Raw genomic sequence first — 18,274 nt, 5'->3', positions numbered from 1 at the left:
ACTCTCACCTACATGGTCATTCAGTTGTCAAGGTTCTATATCCTTGCGGCTAATCCCCCTAATCTTTATTTGCCTTGGTTTCTAGCCAACGATTCGCACCTCCGTTCCTCCGTCAGTCCGCTCCCTATCCCCTCCCTACAGTCGTTCATTTTCGCCTGACGGCTACAAAAATTCGCCTGTTGAGGAAGGGGACTTCCGCGATTCGGTTAAAAGCGGCACGGAAAATCTCTTGAGCGTGCTTAGGGACGTGGTTTTTCACCGAATCCGGTAAATCTTCAATCGTTGGATAGGGCATAGATATAGTTCTCCTACTCAGCTAATTCCAAGTTGCTATTTAAAAATCAAAAAATCCTATTTCTAAAGGCCGAATCATGTTATTGATCAAACTCACGGGGGAGGTAATTTTTCAAATCAGCCTCAAGTAGCTGGGCAGGAGCGCAGTTATTGGTCATACTGCGTATGTAGAGCTGCTAGCTGCTAAGGCAGCGATAACTGTTATATGCCACGGACACCCTTAAGGGAAGGAGGCGACTTATCCATCACGCTTGGCGATCGCGCAGCGCTACTTTTGAGCGCAGAGCGTCTTCAACATCTACCACTACTCTTAGCGGGGCCCATTTTACGGCGTACAGAGAGTGATGCCGTTACCGTATGGATGGCTCTCAAAGCACCTCGTGAAGTGACTCTCAAAGTTTACGCCACAGACGCCAACGGTTCTACCATCGGGAATTTGGTGCTTGAAGGTACGAGGGTCACTGTAGCCCTCGGTCAGCATTTGCACATCGTCGCTGTTACCGCTAAGCCCCTGACAGGGGGAGAAATCCTGCCCTTAAATCCGGGATTACCAACCAACATTCATCCCCTCATCCCCTCATCTCTAGAACCTGGACAAATCTATGCCTACGACCTGAATTTTGGTAACCATGAGCAGAATCTTGCCCAAGCCTTGACAGCAGAGCTCTTTCCCCAAGTTAAAGTCAGCTACTTTGATCATCAGCTACCGACCTTTGCCATACCCCCGAAAGATTTGAACGATTTGCGACTGGCTCATGGTTCCTGCCGCAAGTTACACGGAGGTGGGCAAGATACACTCCCCATTTTGGATGACCTGATCGAGCATTATGCCAACCAGCCCAACGCTCGACTCCATCAGCTCTTTTTCACGGGTGACCAAATCTACGGAGACGATGTAGCTGACCCTTTATTATGGGTCGCTACCGCCGTTGGTGGTACTCTACTGGGTTGGGAAGAACATCTGCCGTTAGGCCCAACGCCAACCCATGCTTATGAATACAAAAAACCGAGTGAGCTGAAGCCAGGACAGCGAACGGATATTGCTAAAGATTACTGTAGCTTCACCGCCATGCTGATCAACAGCCCGGAGAAAGCGAAAAGCCATCTGTTCAGCCTGGGTGAATATTGTGCTATCTATCTGCTCCTTTGGTCGCCCATTCTCTGGCCCGATCGCTTACCACAAGGTAAGAAGATCTATCAAGATTCTACACAGGCGAGGCAATGGGATAAGGAAGCCGTTCATGTCAGAGACTGCATGAGTCAGTTGTGGAAAGTTCGGCGTGCCCTAGCCAATGTGCCGACTTACATGATTTTTGATGACCATGATGTTACGGATGATTGGTATCTCAATCGCGCTTGGTGTAACCATGTGTTGCGTAAACCTCTGGGCAGGCGCGTCGTGCAGAATGCGATGTTAGCCTATGCCGTGTTTCAGGCGTGGGGGAATACACCTGAACAGTTTGAGGAGGGGAAGCCAGGTGGAAATTTGTTGAAAGCGGCAGCGAATTGGTCGGCATCGGCAGGAACGGATGAGTCCGCTTTAGAACAAATCCGGAAGTACTTGGGAATTCCTCCGCTAGAGCCAACCACCGGTGAGCCGAAATTAAAGCTGGATGAAGATGTGTTCATCCTAGATCGAGATTCTCCCGATGGGACACAGCCTTTGGAGTGGCACTATACCGTTAGAAGCCAGAAGCATGAAGTGATTGTGCTGGATACCCGAACTTGGCGAGGTTATCCCCAAGGTGATGAGGCCGCGCTCGTACCTCCCATGCTTTTGTGTCCCACAGCCTTTAAACAACAAATTCAACACCCCTTAGAACTCACCGATCAACTCAAACAAATCGGTCAGTCGGACATTGAAGTCACCTTTGTCGTTTTGCCAACCAACCTGGTGAGTCTGCAAATTATTGACGAAGTTCAACGCTTGGAACTAGAGAAAGGCAACGTTTACGATTCAGATGTGGGCGATGCTTGGAACTTAAATGATGTTGCCCTATCGACACTGCTCAGTGTACTGTTCCAACGGCGACGTATGGTCGTAATACTTTCGGGCGATATTCACTATGGAGCTACCATTCGCCTCAGCTATTGGTTAAATCCTGATCGCCAAGAGACTCAAGTCAAAAGTCAAAATTCCCATCAACAATCCGACCTCGAAACATTGCCCATCCCCAGTCATGCACGAGTGTTAGCTCAACTGACGGCAAGTGCTTTCAAAAATGGCGAATTGAAGACCTATGTGGTTCATACGAAAGCCAAATCTCTAGCTCCAGAACTACCACAGAATTGGGCAGGATGGAACGAACCCCCCCAACTCGTGGAAATCCAAATTACACCGGAGAGGGTGCGGATGCTGGAGGTTGAAGTGCCAACAACTGGCCCAGTGGTGAGGCAAATCAAGGGACTCTGCGGGAATTGGAGTGTGGCTTGGGAAATTGCTCTCAAAGACCCCAAGTTTGCTCCTGACTGGCAGTATTATGTGGAGTGGATGAAACGAGAGAAAGCCATACTTGCTCCCTGGCTAGGCAAGGCGCTATTGACGGCACCGCCCAAATATAAAAAGGCCAGCCGATGGCTCACACAAGTGAAGAGTTGGGTATTGCTACTTTGGCGCAATCAGTGGCTTCAAGAGGGTGAACAAGTAATTGGGCGCAATAATTTTGGAGTCGTTAGCTTGAAATGGCCCCAGAGCCATGAGGAAATCAAGGTTGTCATTCAGGATACTTATTGGCAACCTCCTTGGGAACCTAACAGCGTGGTTTATAGCCGATATTGCGTCCCGTTGTGCGTCGATCAGCCACCGCCACCACCGAGAGTGGCGTCACCCCCTGGAATGAAAGTTTGGCGGTAGAGTCAAAAGCTGGCGAATCAGGAGCGATCGCTTCTCAGTTTAAATCCCAAAACGCGATCGCCCCTTACTCCTGCTTTAGGCTTTAGCCGCGGCGTCTTCTGCTTTCTTGGGGGGTTGAGAAACACCCATGCGAATTTCTGAGTAAAGACACGCCATACTGAATCCGCCAGAGTCCTTGAGGATGCTGGTGCGTAAGCGGAAGTTAGGACTCGCAAACCATAAACGTTCCTCAGAATACATGGTTTCGTATTCTGTAATCATCGTTAAGGCGTTATCATTCCCAATGATGTAGCGACCCATCACAGGAGCTTTCTGGGCATCACCCATTTGTCGCAACAGCCGACCTTCGCCCTTCTGGTCTGGGTTGGGAACAGGTATCAGCACCGTGGAACCGCTGCGCTTTCCTTTATCTTCATACCATTCCATTGTGCCGTCCCAAGTCATTCTCGCACCACACACAGCCAGTCTTGGCTCGATCTGGTAGTGTTCGCAGAGTTGAACGACTTCTAGAGCATCGGCGGCAAGCAGTTCAATCGTAATATTGGACTGACCACTCTCGGCTTGCTTGAAGGCAGGGTGGTGACCCGTCCGTTGAGAAAACCACTTGCCCGCACTCTGCTCAAAAATTTCTTTAATATTCATGAAGTAAGTGAGAAAGCGTTAACGATTTTTAACTGTACAGGATTGTTCGCCATCACCCCTAGGCAATCCCTCTATCCCTCCTGAGACGCTTCTGCTAAGCGCTGTAGAGAGATTGACGCCGATTGGGACACTTGGGGATGGCTGTCTTTCTCCAAAAATTTTAACGCAGAGATGCTTTTGTCACTCTTAAGATTACCGAGAGCTTCTGCTAAGCGTTGACGGACTAGCCAATCGTCTGCCTGAGCAAAGTCCAAGATATCATCAATGGCGTCTATGGCTTTGATTTCACCTAAGGCTGCGATCGCCGCTTGTTGGATCACCACTTCCTCACTCTTCAACGCTTGGGTGAGAACCTCACGCGCACGGGGGTCTTTGATATTGCCCAGCGATACAGCAGCACTAAAACGCACCAACCAGTCCGTGTCTTCGTAGAAAGACCGAACGAGGGGTTCAAAGGCTCTTGGGTCAGCCAGATAGCCTAAGGCCCCAGCAGCAGCGGCACGAATGCCATAATCCGGGTCAGATTCGACTAATTTCACCAAAATGGGGTAACATTCGTCGGTTTGCTTGACCCCTAAAGCAAAGACAGCCATTGAGCGAACTTGCAAATTGCTATCGTCTATGACTTTTTTAATCAAAGGTACCGCCTCATCAGCTGGAACGTCGCGGAGTGAGGCCAGCGCCACCATGCGATCGCGGGAGCTTTCGCTTTCAAGCTGAGTCGAGAGTTGGTCTAAACTGGGATGAGCCATGGGCTAAACAACTTTTTTAAGAAATATTACAGAAAATGAGAATCTTGCTACATCCTAACGCCCCAGCCCGTGAACTGACCAAATGACTTCAGCTTGGTTTGTGCTGATTTGTGCCAAAACCCAATTCATGGGTTAACTTGTCTGAATGTTTAACTGTCTAGAAATAACTTTCAGTGGATGCCAATCAAAGCAATAGGCTTAAAAAAAAAGTAAGGTCGCTGTCATTGCTGGTGCTGCTCCTAGCGAGTTCCTTCTGGTTGAGTAGTTGCAAAAAAGAGCAACCGGAGAATCGATTCCAAGAAGAAATCAACCAACTCAAGACAGATAATGCCAAATTGAGGGCAGAGGTTGATCAGCTCAAAACACAGCTCGATAATCCAGTGGCTCAATTGAGTCCGTCGCCCAAACCCGTAGCCGTTGCCCTCAATGCACCGAAACCCGTTGCCTTCGAGGACATTCAAGGTGTAGCCGCACAGAAGCAGATTACCCAATTGGGTCAGTTGGGAGTCTTCGATACCACATCAGGGAAATTTGACCCCAAAGCGCCCATTACCCGTGCTGAATTTGTGCGCTGGCTAGTTCGCACGAATAACGCGTTGTTTCCAGAGTCTTCTGATAAAACGATACGCCTGTCGGAAGCGGGCAAGGCAACGTTCTCGGATGTTCCGTCCACCCATCCAGACTTCCCCTACATTCAGGGCTTGGCGAATGCGGGCTATTCTATCAGTGACGATGAGAAAACCTTTAAGCCAGAGCAGGTTCTCACCCGCGAACAGATGCTAGCCATGAAAGTGGCGCTAGACCATCGAGTGCCGCTTGAGAGTTATAAAGGTGGTGCACCGGGGGGTTGGACGGACAGCAATAAGATCTCCAAGAAATACTGGCCAGCCATCTATGTGGAAAGTGTCTTTCAAAACAATGCCAACATTCGTCGAACTTTTGGTTCGCTCAAGACGTTCAATCCACAAGCAGCTGTAACCCGATCGGAAGCGGTATTGTGTATCTCGGCGATGGGTGATAATGTCGGTGGTTTTACCACAGCCGAGGAGGCTCTGGAAAAGGTAGAACCAAAGAGTTCGCCTTAATCTGAGTGTGGATAATAATGACACTATGTCACAGGCTAGGGGCACGACAGGTCATGCCCCTACGAAGGTACTGACTTTGGAGTTAGACCCTCACTTGGACTTAAGCTTCAATCACAACCCGGAGATTCCCCCGCTTCTTGGCAACGCGGCAAGCGGTTGCGCTACCAGAACGCTCAAACTCCAAATCCAGCAGAGTTGACCCCACGCGCAAGTTTTGCAGGGACAGCTTGTTGATGGATTCTGGCAGTGCTGGGTCGAGAATCCGCAGACAGTTATTGCGGGCATCGGGGACCAGATGGATCATTACTTGCAATAACTGGAAGATACTGCCAGTAGCCCAAGCTTGAGGAGAGCAGGCGACGGGATACATCACCGGGGCGTTACCATCAGTACGTTCGTAGCCGCAAAACAGTTCGGGGGGACGGTTGTAGGGCTGGTGTAGGGTCATGTCAATTAACGACTGACTCAGTTCCAGGGCTTGATCGACCAGTCCGAGCGCTCGCAATCCTACGGCAATCATAGAATTATCATGAGGCCAGACTGAACCGACGTGATAGCCCATGGGATTATAGGCCGGGGACAAACTACTGAGGGTGCGAATCCCCCAGCCACTATACATATCCGGGGCACGCAGCCGTTCTGCCACACTATAGGCTTTTTCGGGTGTCAAAATGCCCAGATTCAGACAGTGACCAGGGTTAGACGTAATACTATCCACCGGCTTGCCCTCTCCATCCAGAGCCAAGGCGCAGAAGTCTTCTTCCGCCACCCAGAAATCCTGGTTAAATCGGCGCTTGAGGTCTTTAGCTTCATCTTGCCACTGATCTGCCAAATCGAGCCGCTTCTTCAGTCGCGCAATTTCTGCCAAACGGATTTTAGCCGAATAGGCATAAGCCTGCACCTCACAAAGTGCGATCGCACCCTTGGCTATCTGCCCCTTGCGATTGACAATACAGTTTCCGGAATCTTTCCACCCCTGATTCGCCAAACCCCGCTTGGATAGGCGATAGTAACTGATGTATCCGGTTTCAGACATCTGGCGGTCAATCCAATCCATTGCCGCTAAAGCATTAGGCCACAAACGATCCAAGGTTTCGGTGTCATGGGTCCAAGCGTAGTATTCGCAATAGAGCATTAACCACAACGGTGTGGCATCGACGGTGCCGTAATAAGGCGTATGGGGAATTTCCTCACAGCGAGCCATTTCACCCATACGGATTTCGTGCAAAATCTTGCCCGGTTGCTCATCGCGCCACTCATTCTCTTCCTTGCCTTGATACTTCGCCAAGATGGACAAAGTTTCGCGGGCAATGGTGGGGTCGAGCATTAAAGTTTGCGAGGCGGCAATAATCGAGTCGCGCCCAAACAGAGTGGAAAACCAAGGCACTCCCGCTGAAAGTATCTTTCCTTTGCCAAACGTCTGCCGCAGTAGATAAACATCCTGCTCAGCTCGCTCAATCACCTGATTTATCGTCTTTTCATCCGAGCGAATCTGGGTGACGTGTTGCTGCCACTCTTTTTGTTCTGCTAATTCAGCGGCTTTGGCCTGTCCCAGGGTAACGGGTGCGCTGACAATAGAACTAGAACGACTATTAATCAAGACTCTGAGCCGATACCCCAGCTTCAGAGTTTCGTGAGAGTCTAGATCCAGTTGCCAAATTGCTGTTTTACCCTTCAAGTAGTCGGGTTGGCGATGCACAAACTCGATGCACGATTGCATCACTAAGCCATCAAGTCCTTTATACGCTAGGGTCAACTCTTGAGTTTCTTTTTGGACCGTTTCATCCTTAAGTACCTCGTGTAAGAGCTGTCCCCGGTGTCCTCGTCCATAGCCCCGGACTTCAAATAAATCTACGAAATCAGCATCAAAGCTGAGACTCAGTTCAAAACGAAGGCGACTTGTGGTATAATTAGAAACTTCAATCTCATCAAACAGCGCTCCATTCAAGACAATGTCTCGCGCAATCCCGATAGTCTCCGCTCGTAGGGGTGCGTAAGAAATCTCGCCTTCCTGAACTTGTGATTCTGCCTCTAATTGCTCTGCTTCTTCTAAACGTTCGCCATCCAGGCGAGGATTGGTACACAAAACAGAGAGAGCAAACCCTTTATCAGCGGTGCTGCTGAGTAATACAGGCGGTCGTCCCTCAATCTGTAACTCCAAGCGGCTGAGGAACCGGGTATCGTGACAGAACAACCCCATACTGGCGTTCATGTCATCTCTTAACAATCCACCAATATTCCCCAGGGTATCGGTCACTAAAAACAGGTCATTATCTTTAACTGTGAGCGTCGGTTGTGGACGTTCACTCAGCACACTCGGCCACTCTGGAATGGGCAATTCTTCAGCAGGAACAAAAACTTTACCATCTAGCTCAAGTTTATCCGTAGTCATACCTTAAGTTCCAGTCAACGTTACAGTTGTCTTAGGGGATAGATGGACGCAATGAATTTGTTGTCAACGATATAGTGTGACAACCCGTTTTATACCTTGCTCAACGAGACGCCAATGGTTTGAATGTTTAGAAAAATGCGGTTGACAAGGTTTGCATTTCTTCACTAAGAAAAGTTTAGACAGTGTCTCAACGTCCATATCCCTACCAAGAGGGAGAGATACAACCGTTGAGTTGTAGATGCACGCAAAAAGATGCGCCAGTTGACAAATGTCTCCGGCGTCAATGTGTCTATCTTAAATGAGTCCTCTTTTTGGTGTAACGCTTACGCCCAGTTTTCCTCTGTATCAATATACGAATGTACCGGAAACCGTTACGACTAATGTGCAACGATAAGATTCTGTGATGAGACTAAATATTTGTATACAATTATCAATTATTCGTTTTCTAATCAGGTAGGGGCACGATAGGTTCTGCCCCTACCTGAATGGAGGATAGACCCTTTAGGCTGAGAGACTAAGACACCTGATCGTCCTTGTTTTGTCCTCTGCCACTGAGAACCATTTGGTAAGCCCGTTCATACTCATCGACCATCGATTCCACGCTAAAACGCCTCACCACATAGTCTCGACAAGTTTTGCGATCTAATTGCATCGCCTTGGGAACGGCTTCAATCATCTGTTCCAAGCTACCGCAGACAAACCCGGTTTTCCCATGGGCAATCACTTCGGGCACAGAACCCAACGCCATACCCACTACTGGCGTTCCTGTGGCCATAGATTCAATCATCACCAAGCCAAAGGGTTCTCGCCAGGTAATCGGGAACAGGGTAACCGTCGCACCCGCTAGCAGTTCTATCTTCTCTTCGTGGGATACTTCACCGAGATATTGAATCTGCTCCCCATCAATCAGGGGTTTGAGTTGTTCGTCGTAATAGTCACGATCAACGGCATCAATCTTACCCGCCATTTTGAGCGGTAAGCCAAGTGTGCGGGCAATTTCAATCGCACCGGCTGGCCCTTTTTCCGGTGAGAGGCGTCCCACAAAGGCGAGATAGGGGGGTTGAGAGGGTTGCTCTTGGAAGCGATAAACGGTGGTATCAATGCCGTTGTAAACGGTATGAACGTAGTTAAGACCCAGCTTGGGTTCTCGTTGAGCCTCACTAATACTGATATAGGGTTGCCATGCAAATTGCCGGAACATTTTCTCATTATCCGGCGTGAAAATACCATGCATGGTGTGAACGGTTGGCGTCTTAACGAAACTGCAATAGGGCAGAACGGCACAGCCAACGTGAGAATGGATAATATCAAAATGATGAGCTTGATGATAGACTTTGGCGAGCATCATTTGCTCGTAAAGAATCGGTTCTTTAACCTTTTTATCTAATCTCAGCGCTTGCTCATGTATGAACTCCAAGTGAGCTTTGGTAATAGAGTCACCCGACGCAAATAATGTCACTTCATGACCGCGCCGCACTAATTCATCGGTTAACAAACTGACAATTAACTCAGTTCCACCATAGCGGAAGGGAGGAACACGTTCCCAAAGGGGAGCAATCTGTGCAATTCTCATGGATTAGATGCTACGACTGTGTTGATTGAAAATGCGTCAAAACCTCTGGTTAGGTTTTTTGACGAACTTTGAAAAAAGTTAGCTTGATTTTCCTTACTTAGAAATCTGTCTGTCAAAAGCGTAACACTCCGATTAAACCTAGAAACATGGCATTTGTTTGTTAGGTAAACGTGTCTGTATGCAGTTGTATTACGTTTTCTTAAAAATACCATAATCGAACACTCTCGTCATCTATTCACTCACGGCGAGGACTCCCGTTATAATTGGTTGTTTAACGGGAGAACACAGCCAAAACTGAGAGAAGCCCTAATACAAAAGAATGTCACTCCCGGCGTTCCAAGCCAGACTTACGCTCTTGCAGCTTCAAGAGAATTTCTGCATGAACTTCGCGGGTGATGGGATAGAAGTAAGCCAGAATCAAACCACCGATTAGGGCAACGGTAGGCAGAGGGCCAATGGCAAGGCGGATGGCGAACAAGGCAGAATCAGGTTGAGTCGGTGTGGGTTGTCCAGGAATTTGCTCGATAAAACCCGCCACTTCCAACGATTGTCCGACTAAAAATAGACCCAGCGCTAAACCAAATTTTTGCAGCAACACCATGAAGCCATAAAAGACACCTTCCCGACGCTGACCGGTTTCGAGTTCATCGAGTTCAATCACATCTGGCATCATTGACCAAGGGATAAGGTAAGCCGTGGAAACACCAAATCCTGCCAGGATAGCGAGGATATACATCAAGCCAATTTGACTCGGTTGCAGGAAAAATAAACCCGCTTGAGCGATAATCCACAACACCATACCCATGAAGTAAACGGCTTTTTTACCCACGCGATCGCTAATGGCTTTCCAGACGAATAACATGACGAGGGCAGTGCCTTGAACAGCGATCGCAACTTGGGGAAACTGCGCCTCTGGTAAACCCATCCAATTGACCACAAAATAAGGAAGAATGGAGGCGGTAACTTGGACGCCTAGCCAGGAAAACAGATAGATCCCGACGACAAATAGAAAGGGGCGATTATTGAAGGCAATCCGTAGCTGTTCTGGGATGGGGATTTGTTCAGATTGCTCTGTCGTACTATGTTGGGCTTCATAAGCCAGGATGCGATCGCGCACACCAAAAACACACCAAAATAAAGGCAAGACGGAGAGAATTGTACAAATTCCGGCTAAAACCAAATACTGTTGAGTGACAGGAATTTTTAACAGAGCGAAGATAAGCTGAGCCAGAATCAACGATAGAATGCTGCCGCCAATCGAAAAGGCAAAGCGGAAGCTATTGAGGCTGGTGCGTTCGTTATAGTCTTGGGTGAGTTCTGGGGTTAGGGCCGTGTAAGGTAGGTTAACGACGGTGTAGAAGATGTTGAATAAAATGGAAATAATCACGTAGTACCAGAACAGCGCCCAGTTGTTGGCACTTCTGTCAGCACTGAAGTTGGGAACAATCCATTGTAAAAAGAAGAATATTCCAAAGGGAATTGCCCCATAGAGCATCCAGGGAAGTCGGCGTCCCCAACGGCTTTTGGTGCGATCGCTCAATACCCCCACCATTGGATCGTTAACCGCATCCCAAATCTTACCAATCATCAGAATGCTGCCTGCCAACCCAGCACTGAGTCCTGCCACATTGGTAAAGAAAAACAGCGCAAAGAATACACCCAAGTTAGCCGTGATAGCCGGCCCCAAATCACCAGCACCGTAAGCGAGTTTGGTAATAAAACTCAGCTTTTGGGAGGTAGATGTATCAGGAGGAACGGAAGAGTCAGAAGAGGAAGTGTTACTCATAACAGCAGATGAACTAGCAACTGGGACTGAAAATCGCACAACGCGAATATAACCTTTGGCAGCCGTCCAATTCTAAACCAGGGGATGAAGTTACTCGTTGTACGATTTGGTTTACTGCTTATTGACGCCTTTTTAGACGCTCGTTATGCCTGACCTTTACATTTCTTGGTCTGAGTACCATCAAAAAATCGAACTGCTGGGTGCCAAAATCTATGAATCGAAGTGGGATTTCGACCAAATTGTCTGCATCGCCAAGGGAGGGTTACGAGTTGGGGACATCCTATGCCGAATTTACGACAAACCCCTAGCGATTCTCTCTGCGTCTTCCTATGGGGGGGCAGAGAATCGGGTTCGAGGTACGATACACTTTTCGCGCCATTTGGCAATGACGGCTGAAAAATTGGGGAGTCGCGTGTTACTCGTTGATGATTTAGTGGATTCGGGTATCAGCCTTCGGGAGTCGATGACTTGGCTGGAAGAGCATCATGGGAATGAAATTGAGCAGATTCGCACGGCTGTCCTCTGGTACAAAGATTGCTCTGTGATTACTCCCGATTATTACGTGGATTATTTAGCGGACAATCCTTGGATTCATCAGCCGTTTGAACGGTATGAACTGATGAGTCCTGCACAGTTGGCTGAAAGTTATCTGGTGGGGGAAGTGCCAAGGGGATAAACGTCCTCAAACTTACGCAGATGCTCTACGGGTAGGGTGGGCAATGCCCATCTTATCTATTGGTGCGATCGCTTTCTGAAGTTTTAACCCGTTTTAAGTGACATCTTGCACCATTCTCCATAAGCCCCATAACCCGCCAAGAACTTAAGTTCTTGTCTCATAGCTCAAGTCTACTGAAGTGGACTAAAATTCTCATCCAGTCGTCTTTTAGACGACTTTAACGATGAGACAGTGGTTTTAACCACTGGCGGTTGTTGCAACTGATGCAAGATGTCAGTTTTAACGGGTTTGAGCTTAGGACTTACGCAAAGCCTCTATTTGTAGGGTGTGTTAGCGCAGCGTAACGCACCATAAGCGCTATAGATAGTGTAGCTGCGTAAGTCCTGAGCTTTCAGCCAGAACTTTAGTTCACGGCGAAGTACAAAATATAAGCTATCGATTGAATAATATGAGATTTATTAGTCCTAAAACAGACTTTGCCTTTAAAAAAATATTTGGTTCCACGGATAGCAAGGATATTCTCATTAGCTTCTTGAATGCCATCCTATATGGGGGTCAACCTACCGTCAGAGATTTAGAGATTATCAATCCTTATTCAGCTTCTAAAGTTACAGGGCTGAAGGATACTTACCTGGATGTCAAAGCCAAGATTACTGGAGACAAAACAGTGATTATCGAAATGCAAGTTTTGAATGTAGCTGCTTTTGATAAACGGGTTTTGTACAATGCCGCTAAAACATATTCGACGCAACTCAAATCGGGTGAAGGCTATTGGAAGTTAAAGCCCGTGATTGCTTTGACTATTACAGATTTTGAAATGTTTGAAAATCAAGAGCGGGTAATTTCACATTTTGTGTTTAAAGAAAATGAGGATTTATTCGACTATCCGAATCATGAGCTAGAGCTGTTTTTTGTTGAATTACCCAAGTTTAATAAGAAGTTGGAGGATTTAGAGACTTTGACTGAAAAATGGATATATTTTATGAAAAACACCAACCAATTGGAGACAATTCCAGAAACAATGGAGATAGTGCCGGAAATAGGGAAGGCTTTGAGAATCGCAAATCAAGCTAACTTGAGTCCTGAGGAGTTGGAAGATTTAGAGAAGCGGGAGATGTTTCTTGAAGACCAGCAGGGCGCAATTATTAAAGGTAGACAGGAAGGAAAGCTAGAATTAATTGTGCGTCTCCTTCGGCGTCGTTGTGGTGAAATTGCGCCGGATATCCAAAGCCGTATTCGTCGATTATCGATTGAGGAATTAGAGAATCTAGCAGAGGCGTTGTTAGATTTTACAAGTATTTCAGATTTGATGGATTGGTTGCAAGGTCAGAATAATCTTACCGATAATTGAAAGTCTTGGATGTCACTAATGTACAGTCAGACAACCGCAACCGGTTGGATTAATGTTTTTGCAGTACAATTTGAGAACAAGCGCAGGTTACTGGGTAAGTTTGTGTCAACAAAATGGCTTAGTTAGTCAAGGAAGTACTCAAGAGGAAGCGCTCACTAAACTCAAAGAGGTAATTGAAAGCTTCTAAACTGTTAGAACTACTAAACTTTATTCGGGAGATTCCCAAAATGAGTAAAGCGCAAGCAAAGTGGAGTGCTGATGGAAGTTTTATCCCTTCTCTAGATCCTCATACCAAAGCAAAACATTTAATCCTTGAAAAATATATTGAAAATTTAGTTTACACGCTTTATGCAAAAACTCGACGTGGAGAAACACAATTTACTTTCATTGATGGATTTTGTGGCGGTGGAATATATAAAGATAACGACAGCAGACAAGATTGGGAAGGTTCTCCTATTAGAATTATAAAATCTGTCCGAGAAGCACATAGGAAGTCAAAACGAACTTATCCAGAACCATTAAATATCAAGTATATCTTTATAGATAGTAATGAAAGTCACTTGAGCTGTCTCAAAAACTACTCAATGCTAAAAGCTGGATTGGAAGATTTAATTGATGAAAATCCACATACCTATAACGATGGTTTTGGAGAAAGGATAGAGCAATGTGTATTTCTAAAGGGTGAATTTGAATTTTTTTTGAAGTACTGTGTGTTTACGATTGATTCTCATAAAGGTCATTCATTCTTTTTTCTCGATCCCTTTGGATGGACAGATGTTTCAATGAGAACTATTAGAGAAATTAATCGTATAAAGGGTTCTGAAATACTTTATACTTACATGATTGATTATATAAGAAGATTTCTCATTGAAAGATATACAAGTCAGAAACGTGGCTTTCAAGAAATTCTTGAAGCTGACGGATACTATGAGGCAGCTAATCTAGAAGATAGCAGCATGGGAGAACAGTGCTACCTGAGAGATCAAACGGTAAAACTATTTCTAGAGAGAGGCCAATCAAAATATGTATTTACTTTTTCATTGATGCCTAGAGGAGAAAAACTTGTATTGTACTATTTACTACATCTTTCACAAAAGTTGACAGCACTAGAAGTTATAAAGGAGTGCTTTGAGTCTGAGAATAATTTAGATTATCAATATCACTATGAGATATATGGATACGGGTTTAAAACAGCTAATTATTATAATCAGAATCAAATGGATCTTGAACTAAATATCACTAGAGATAGTTATGAAATTTGTATGGATAAGTTAGATCGAGATGTCGGTAAACTTATCTTTGACAATCCAGATGGTATTTCTTTTCAAGAAATACGCCAGAAGACTATGCCATTAAATCCAGCCAATAGAAAACTTTACAATAAATACTTAAACAGATATATAAATGAAAAAGAGTTAGAAGCTTGGAGAAGTGGGAAATTGTTAAAAGGAAAGCAAATTGAATTTAGAAAGAATGATATAATTAAAGTGGTTAAAAAATATCAAGTTTCCTTGTTTTATAAGAGTAAATTTTTCTCGAATGATTTGTAGGAACTAAACTCATAATACTCTCCGCTCTATAACTGGAGGTACAAAATGTCCATCGTCAAAGGCACCGAGAAAATTGTTAATCCACTTCAGGAGAGCGCTCTCAACAAGAAGGGATTATGTGACTATGTGGTTAACGTAGCATCAGGGTGTCTGCATGGTTGTACCTTTTGTTATGTACCTTCAACTCCAGCGATTCGGACAAAACAATCACAGTTGAGGGAAAAAGGAGTAAACAATCCTCAGATGGATTGGGGACAATATCTCTTTGTTCGTGAAGACATTCCTGAGAAACTAGAAAAAGTTCTAAGTCGTAAGAAAGCTTGGCGAGAAACATCGGAAGGTAAGGGAGTAGTTTTACTTTGTTCTGGCACCGATCCCTACCAAAACAAGCAGACGGCAAGTGTAACTCGTGACGCTGTTCAGGTTCTCTTGAAATATAACAAAAGAGTCAGGATTCTGACTCGTGGTCTGTTGTGGGTAAATGATATTGATGTCCTTAAAAATGACAACGTTATAGTTGGCATGAGTCTGCCATTTTTACATGATGAACTCAGCCGCAAGATTGAACCTCAATCACCTCCGCCAACTGAACGCTACAAAGCTCTACAGGAAGGTCATCAAGCTGGGTGTCGGTTATATGTTGCGATGGCTCCTACACCTCCTACCATGACTTTAGATCACTTCAAAAGGTATCTGGAGAAAATAATGCATATTAATCCAGAGGTAATCTTTTGGGAACCCATCAATGCTCGTGGAACTAATGGAAAACGGATGCTAGCAGCAGGCTTGGAATTTACCAGTTCCATTATGAGCAAACAATCCTGGGCAGAAACCTTTAAAAGACAGTGGGAAGATATTGAAGCCGCAGCCAAAGACATAGGATGTTTTGATCGGCTTCATATTTGGCCTGATCCTGAACTAAGAGGATATGTGGATGAAGCTAAGTTAGACGATTGGTTATATAAGCCAACAGTAGAAAAGTGGGACAGCCTGACAGGCACACAGACTAAAGCTAAAGCTACTCAGGCTACTCGTAAAAACTCAAAAAAAACTACTGCTGACCTTCGCTAAGGCAACTCTACTGAGTTAACTCTGAGCAATGGGCGCAGTTAGCACCCTGAACACCCTGCTCACAGCCATCTCTGGCTCCCTCCCCGTAGCGGGGAGGGGTGGGGAGGGGTTCTTCCAAAATGACTAACCCCCAAACAACAACAACCAAACAGGCAACGTCAACAAAAGCCCAATAGAACCAACCGCTAGTGCCGTAACAGCCAAATCACGTTCCAAATCGAACACTTCCGCCAATACCAAAGTCGCAAACGCTGGAGGCATCCCCATTTGCAGCACAATCACCAACTGCGGTGCACCTGTAATCCCTAGCTGCCTGAGCACAATCCCCAACACAAGCGGCACGAGCAGCATTTTAATCCCCAGACTCACCGACACCTGCCTCAGACGACTCCAAGAATCTAACTGCGACAGGCGCATTCCAATTAATATCAGAGAAAGTGCGATCGCACTCCAAGCCAATCCCTGTAAACTCCCTTCCACCAACTCAGGCAGAGGAATCTGACGAAACCCCAATCCAAACCCCAAACTCCACAGGGCAGGATTGTATAAAATTGCCCGAACTAACTGCCAACTACTCTTGACTTCTGTGCCAAAACGTGCAGCAAGAACCACACCCAAACCGTAGGCTCCAATTGCCGTTCCCAGCATGTCATAAAACAGCGCCCAGCCAAAATACTTTTCTCCTACCAACGCCAGCGTCACTGGAAAGCCCAGATAACCTGTGTTACCCACCATTGCCGATAACAGAAAACTCCCCTGTGCAGGCTTACTCCAAGACTCGACAGACGCCCCAGATAGCTGGTTACTAGCAGATACGGGCGGGTTTAAAGGGAAAAGCGACGAAGATTGCTGATGGCTAACAACACCCAACCTGCCCCTACTTTTGAATTTAATCCAACTCCACGCTAATCCCGCTCCCAGTAAAATCGCTATCCATGCCATCACTGGCGCAATCCAAATTGCTCCGGATAAGTCAGCACGCCGCAGAAAAGTAATAATACTGACGGGTACGCCAATCCAGAAGAGAAATTGACCAATCAAGGTTGGCACTCTTTGTGGTAGCAAGCGCCCTAAAACCCACCCCAGCAGGACACCGCCGCCTAGCTGAATATAGAGTTTAATCAATGGTTGTAACAGCTCAGTATTAACACTGGGCATGATGCACTCTCTTTGTCACACACCTGTACGATGGTAAGCCAATCCTAGAAAATAGGTGGCTTGAGAAGACACACTCCGAGAGAGGCTGTTAGACTAACTCAAGGCAAAGCAAGCGGGTCAGTTCAGTATTGATTTTCAGTGTAGGAGTGGATTCTTGAATAACGGGGATCTCCCAGGAAAAACAGGTAACTTTTCAGTCTCACCAGACGACGATATTCCAGAGGCGCTACGGGATACACCCGACGTTAAACGCCGCTCTCGGATCAAGCCTGTTTGGGTAATTGTAGGGCTATTGGGCTTAGGCGCGATCGCCACAATCATCAGTTTGTCTATTGCAGCATCCAAACCAAAGCCAATCGAAACGTCAACATCGGCAGCTAGTCCGACACCATCGAGTCCCGAAACCGAAAAGGTGGATAACCTCCTCGGACATTTGCCCTATCAAGAAGCACCCGTCTCGGAACTCAAACCCATTACAGGCAATGGACAGATTAGACTCCGTGCTGCTGCTGCTGATAAATTTAACGCGATGTCAGCCGCAGCCGCGAGAGAGGGCATCAGCTTAGTCCCTATTTCCGGCTTTCGTGCCGTTGCCGACCAAAAGCACTTATTTTTTGATGTCAAGGCGCAGCGCGGACAAGTAACCACCAAACGCGCAGAAGTCAGTGCGCCCCCCGGATATAGTGAGCATCATACCGGTTACGCGGTAGATATTGGCGATGGGAAGACACCCGCCACCAATCTCAGTCCTACCTTTGAGACGACTTCCGCCTTTAAATGGCTAGAGAAAAATGCGGCTTATTACAGTTTTGAGATATCCTTCCCCAAAGACAATGCTCAAGGTGTCAATTATGAACCCTGGCACTGGCGCTTTGTAGGCGATACCGACAGCTTAAAAACCTTCTACAAAGCTAAAAACTTAATTCGTCCTGCATCCCCTTCACCTACAGAACCTTCAGCAACGCCCAACTCAACTGAACTGACGGAACCGTCCGCAACGCCAACCTCACCTTCACCCACAGAACCGTCCGCAACGCCAACCTCACCTTCAGCGACAACGCCCTCAGCAACTCCCTAAGGCAATATATAG

14 protein-coding genes are annotated in these 18,274 nt (G+C 46.5%); 7 read left to right on the top strand and 7 right to left on the bottom strand.

The annotated features are described in order from the left end of the window. Positions 1-145: 145 nt before the first annotated feature. Positions 146-295: a ChaB family protein gene (locus NDI48_26285; protein ID MEP0834677.1), complete on the bottom strand. Its 150-nt coding sequence runs from the start codon at positions 293-295 to the stop codon at positions 146-148. Positions 296-499: 204 nt separating this feature from the next. Between NDI48_26285 and NDI48_26280 the strand changes: the two genes are divergently transcribed. Next, the gene (locus NDI48_26280; protein MEP0834676.1) at positions 500-3,148 is read left to right on the top strand and encodes a PhoD-like phosphatase; all 2,649 of its coding nucleotides are present in this window, start codon (positions 500-502) and stop codon (positions 3,146-3,148) included. A gap of 75 nt (positions 3,149-3,223) precedes the next feature. Here NDI48_26280 and NDI48_26275 read toward each other — a convergent pair whose 3' ends face one another. Both NDI48_26275 and NDI48_26270 read right to left on the bottom strand, forming a co-directional pair. Next, on the bottom strand, positions 3,224-3,790 hold the full coding sequence (locus NDI48_26275) for a phycobiliprotein lyase (GenBank protein ID MEP0834675.1): 567 nt from the start codon (positions 3,788-3,790) through the stop codon (positions 3,224-3,226). 71 nt (positions 3,791-3,861) lie between these two features. Next, entirely contained in the window at positions 3,862-4,542 is a 681-nt protein-coding gene (locus NDI48_26270; GenBank protein ID MEP0834674.1) for a HEAT repeat domain-containing protein, read from the bottom strand. Between the two features lie 257 nt (positions 4,543-4,799). Between NDI48_26270 and NDI48_26265 the strand changes: the two genes are divergently transcribed. After that, the gene (locus tag NDI48_26265; GenBank protein MEP0834673.1) at positions 4,800-5,627 is read left to right on the top strand and encodes an S-layer homology domain-containing protein; all 828 of its coding nucleotides are present in this window, start codon (positions 4,800-4,802) and stop codon (positions 5,625-5,627) included. Positions 5,628-5,727: 100 nt separating this feature from the next. Here the strand turns inward: NDI48_26265 and NDI48_26260 are convergent, their stop codons facing one another. From NDI48_26260 to NDI48_26250, 3 genes are all read right to left on the bottom strand, one after another. Further along, positions 5,728-8,019 (bottom strand): amylo-alpha-1,6-glucosidase, encoded by a 2,292-nt coding sequence (locus NDI48_26260; protein ID MEP0834672.1) that lies wholly within the window; start codon positions 8,017-8,019, stop codon positions 5,728-5,730. Positions 8,020-8,533: 514 nt separating this feature from the next. Then, positions 8,534-9,592, bottom strand: a complete 1,059-nt coding sequence (locus NDI48_26255; protein ID MEP0834671.1) for a glycosyltransferase family 4 protein — start codon at positions 9,590-9,592, stop codon at positions 8,534-8,536. A gap of 322 nt (positions 9,593-9,914) precedes the next feature. Then, the gene (locus NDI48_26250; protein MEP0834670.1) at positions 9,915-11,378 is read right to left on the bottom strand and encodes an MFS transporter; all 1,464 of its coding nucleotides are present in this window, start codon (positions 11,376-11,378) and stop codon (positions 9,915-9,917) included. A 145-nt stretch (positions 11,379-11,523) separates the two neighbouring features. Here NDI48_26250 and NDI48_26245 point away from each other — a divergent pair, with 145 nt between their 5' ends. The 4 genes from NDI48_26245 to NDI48_26230 all read left to right on the top strand — a co-directional run bounded on the left by NDI48_26245 (position 11,524) and on the right by NDI48_26230 (position 16,026). Then, positions 11,524-12,054 (top strand): phosphoribosyltransferase, encoded by a 531-nt coding sequence (locus NDI48_26245; GenBank protein MEP0834669.1) that lies wholly within the window; start codon positions 11,524-11,526, stop codon positions 12,052-12,054. A gap of 448 nt (positions 12,055-12,502) precedes the next feature. Then, positions 12,503-13,405 (top strand): Rpn family recombination-promoting nuclease/putative transposase, encoded by a 903-nt coding sequence (locus tag NDI48_26240; GenBank protein ID MEP0834668.1) that lies wholly within the window; start codon positions 12,503-12,505, stop codon positions 13,403-13,405. Positions 13,406-13,632: 227 nt separating this feature from the next. Then, entirely contained in the window at positions 13,633-14,955 is a 1,323-nt protein-coding gene (tcmP, locus tag NDI48_26235) for a three-Cys-motif partner protein TcmP (protein MEP0834667.1), read from the top strand. Positions 14,956-15,000: 45 nt separating this feature from the next. Then, positions 15,001-16,026, top strand: a complete 1,026-nt coding sequence (locus tag NDI48_26230; GenBank protein ID MEP0834666.1) for a radical SAM protein — start codon at positions 15,001-15,003, stop codon at positions 16,024-16,026. Positions 16,027-16,149: 123 nt separating this feature from the next. Here the strand turns inward: NDI48_26230 and NDI48_26225 are convergent, their stop codons facing one another. Then, entirely contained in the window at positions 16,150-17,184 is a 1,035-nt protein-coding gene (locus tag NDI48_26225) for an AEC family transporter (GenBank protein MEP0834665.1), read from the bottom strand. Positions 17,185-17,338: 154 nt separating this feature from the next. Between NDI48_26225 and NDI48_26220 the strand changes: the two genes are divergently transcribed. Continuing rightward, complete coding sequence (locus NDI48_26220) at positions 17,339-18,262, top strand: D-alanyl-D-alanine carboxypeptidase family protein (GenBank protein MEP0834664.1); 924 nt, start codon at positions 17,339-17,341, stop codon at positions 18,260-18,262. The last annotated feature ends 12 nt before the right edge of the window (positions 18,263-18,274 follow it).

The sequence above is a fragment of the Microcoleus sp. AS-A8 genome (genome assembly GCA_039962225.1).
Classification (GTDB): Bacteria; Cyanobacteriota; Cyanobacteriia; order Cyanobacteriales; family Coleofasciculaceae; genus Allocoleopsis.
Note: the sequence above shows the minus strand (reverse complement) of the source record. Positions and strands in the feature narration are given on the sequence as shown.

Bases quoted from the DNA above. Each gene is read 5' to 3' on its own strand.
- NDI48_26285 (MEP0834677.1), bottom strand. From the start codon at position 295: ATGCCCTATCCAACGATTGAAGATTTACCGGATTCGGTGAAAAACCAC.
- NDI48_26280 (MEP0834676.1), top strand. From the start codon at position 500: ATGCCACGGACACCCTTAAGGGAAGGAGGCGACTTATCCATCACGCTT.
- NDI48_26275 (MEP0834675.1), bottom strand. From the start codon at position 3,790: ATGAATATTAAAGAAATTTTTGAGCAGAGTGCGGGCAAGTGGTTTTCT.
- NDI48_26270 (MEP0834674.1), bottom strand. From the start codon at position 4,542: ATGGCTCATCCCAGTTTAGACCAACTCTCGACTCAGCTTGAAAGCGAA.
- NDI48_26260 (MEP0834672.1), bottom strand. From the start codon at position 8,019: ATGACTACGGATAAACTTGAGCTAGATGGTAAAGTTTTTGTTCCTGCT.
- NDI48_26255 (MEP0834671.1), bottom strand. From the start codon at position 9,592: ATGAGAATTGCACAGATTGCTCCCCTTTGGGAACGTGTTCCTCCCTTC.
- NDI48_26250 (MEP0834670.1), bottom strand. From the start codon at position 11,378: ATGAGTAACACTTCCTCTTCTGACTCTTCCGTTCCTCCTGATACATCT.
- NDI48_26245 (MEP0834669.1), top strand. From the start codon at position 11,524: ATGCCTGACCTTTACATTTCTTGGTCTGAGTACCATCAAAAAATCGAA.
- NDI48_26240 (MEP0834668.1), top strand. From the start codon at position 12,503: ATGAGATTTATTAGTCCTAAAACAGACTTTGCCTTTAAAAAAATATTT.
- tcmP (MEP0834667.1), top strand. From the start codon at position 13,633: ATGAGTAAAGCGCAAGCAAAGTGGAGTGCTGATGGAAGTTTTATCCCT.
- NDI48_26230 (MEP0834666.1), top strand. From the start codon at position 15,001: ATGTCCATCGTCAAAGGCACCGAGAAAATTGTTAATCCACTTCAGGAG.
- NDI48_26225 (MEP0834665.1), bottom strand. From the start codon at position 17,184: ATGCCCAGTGTTAATACTGAGCTGTTACAACCATTGATTAAACTCTAT.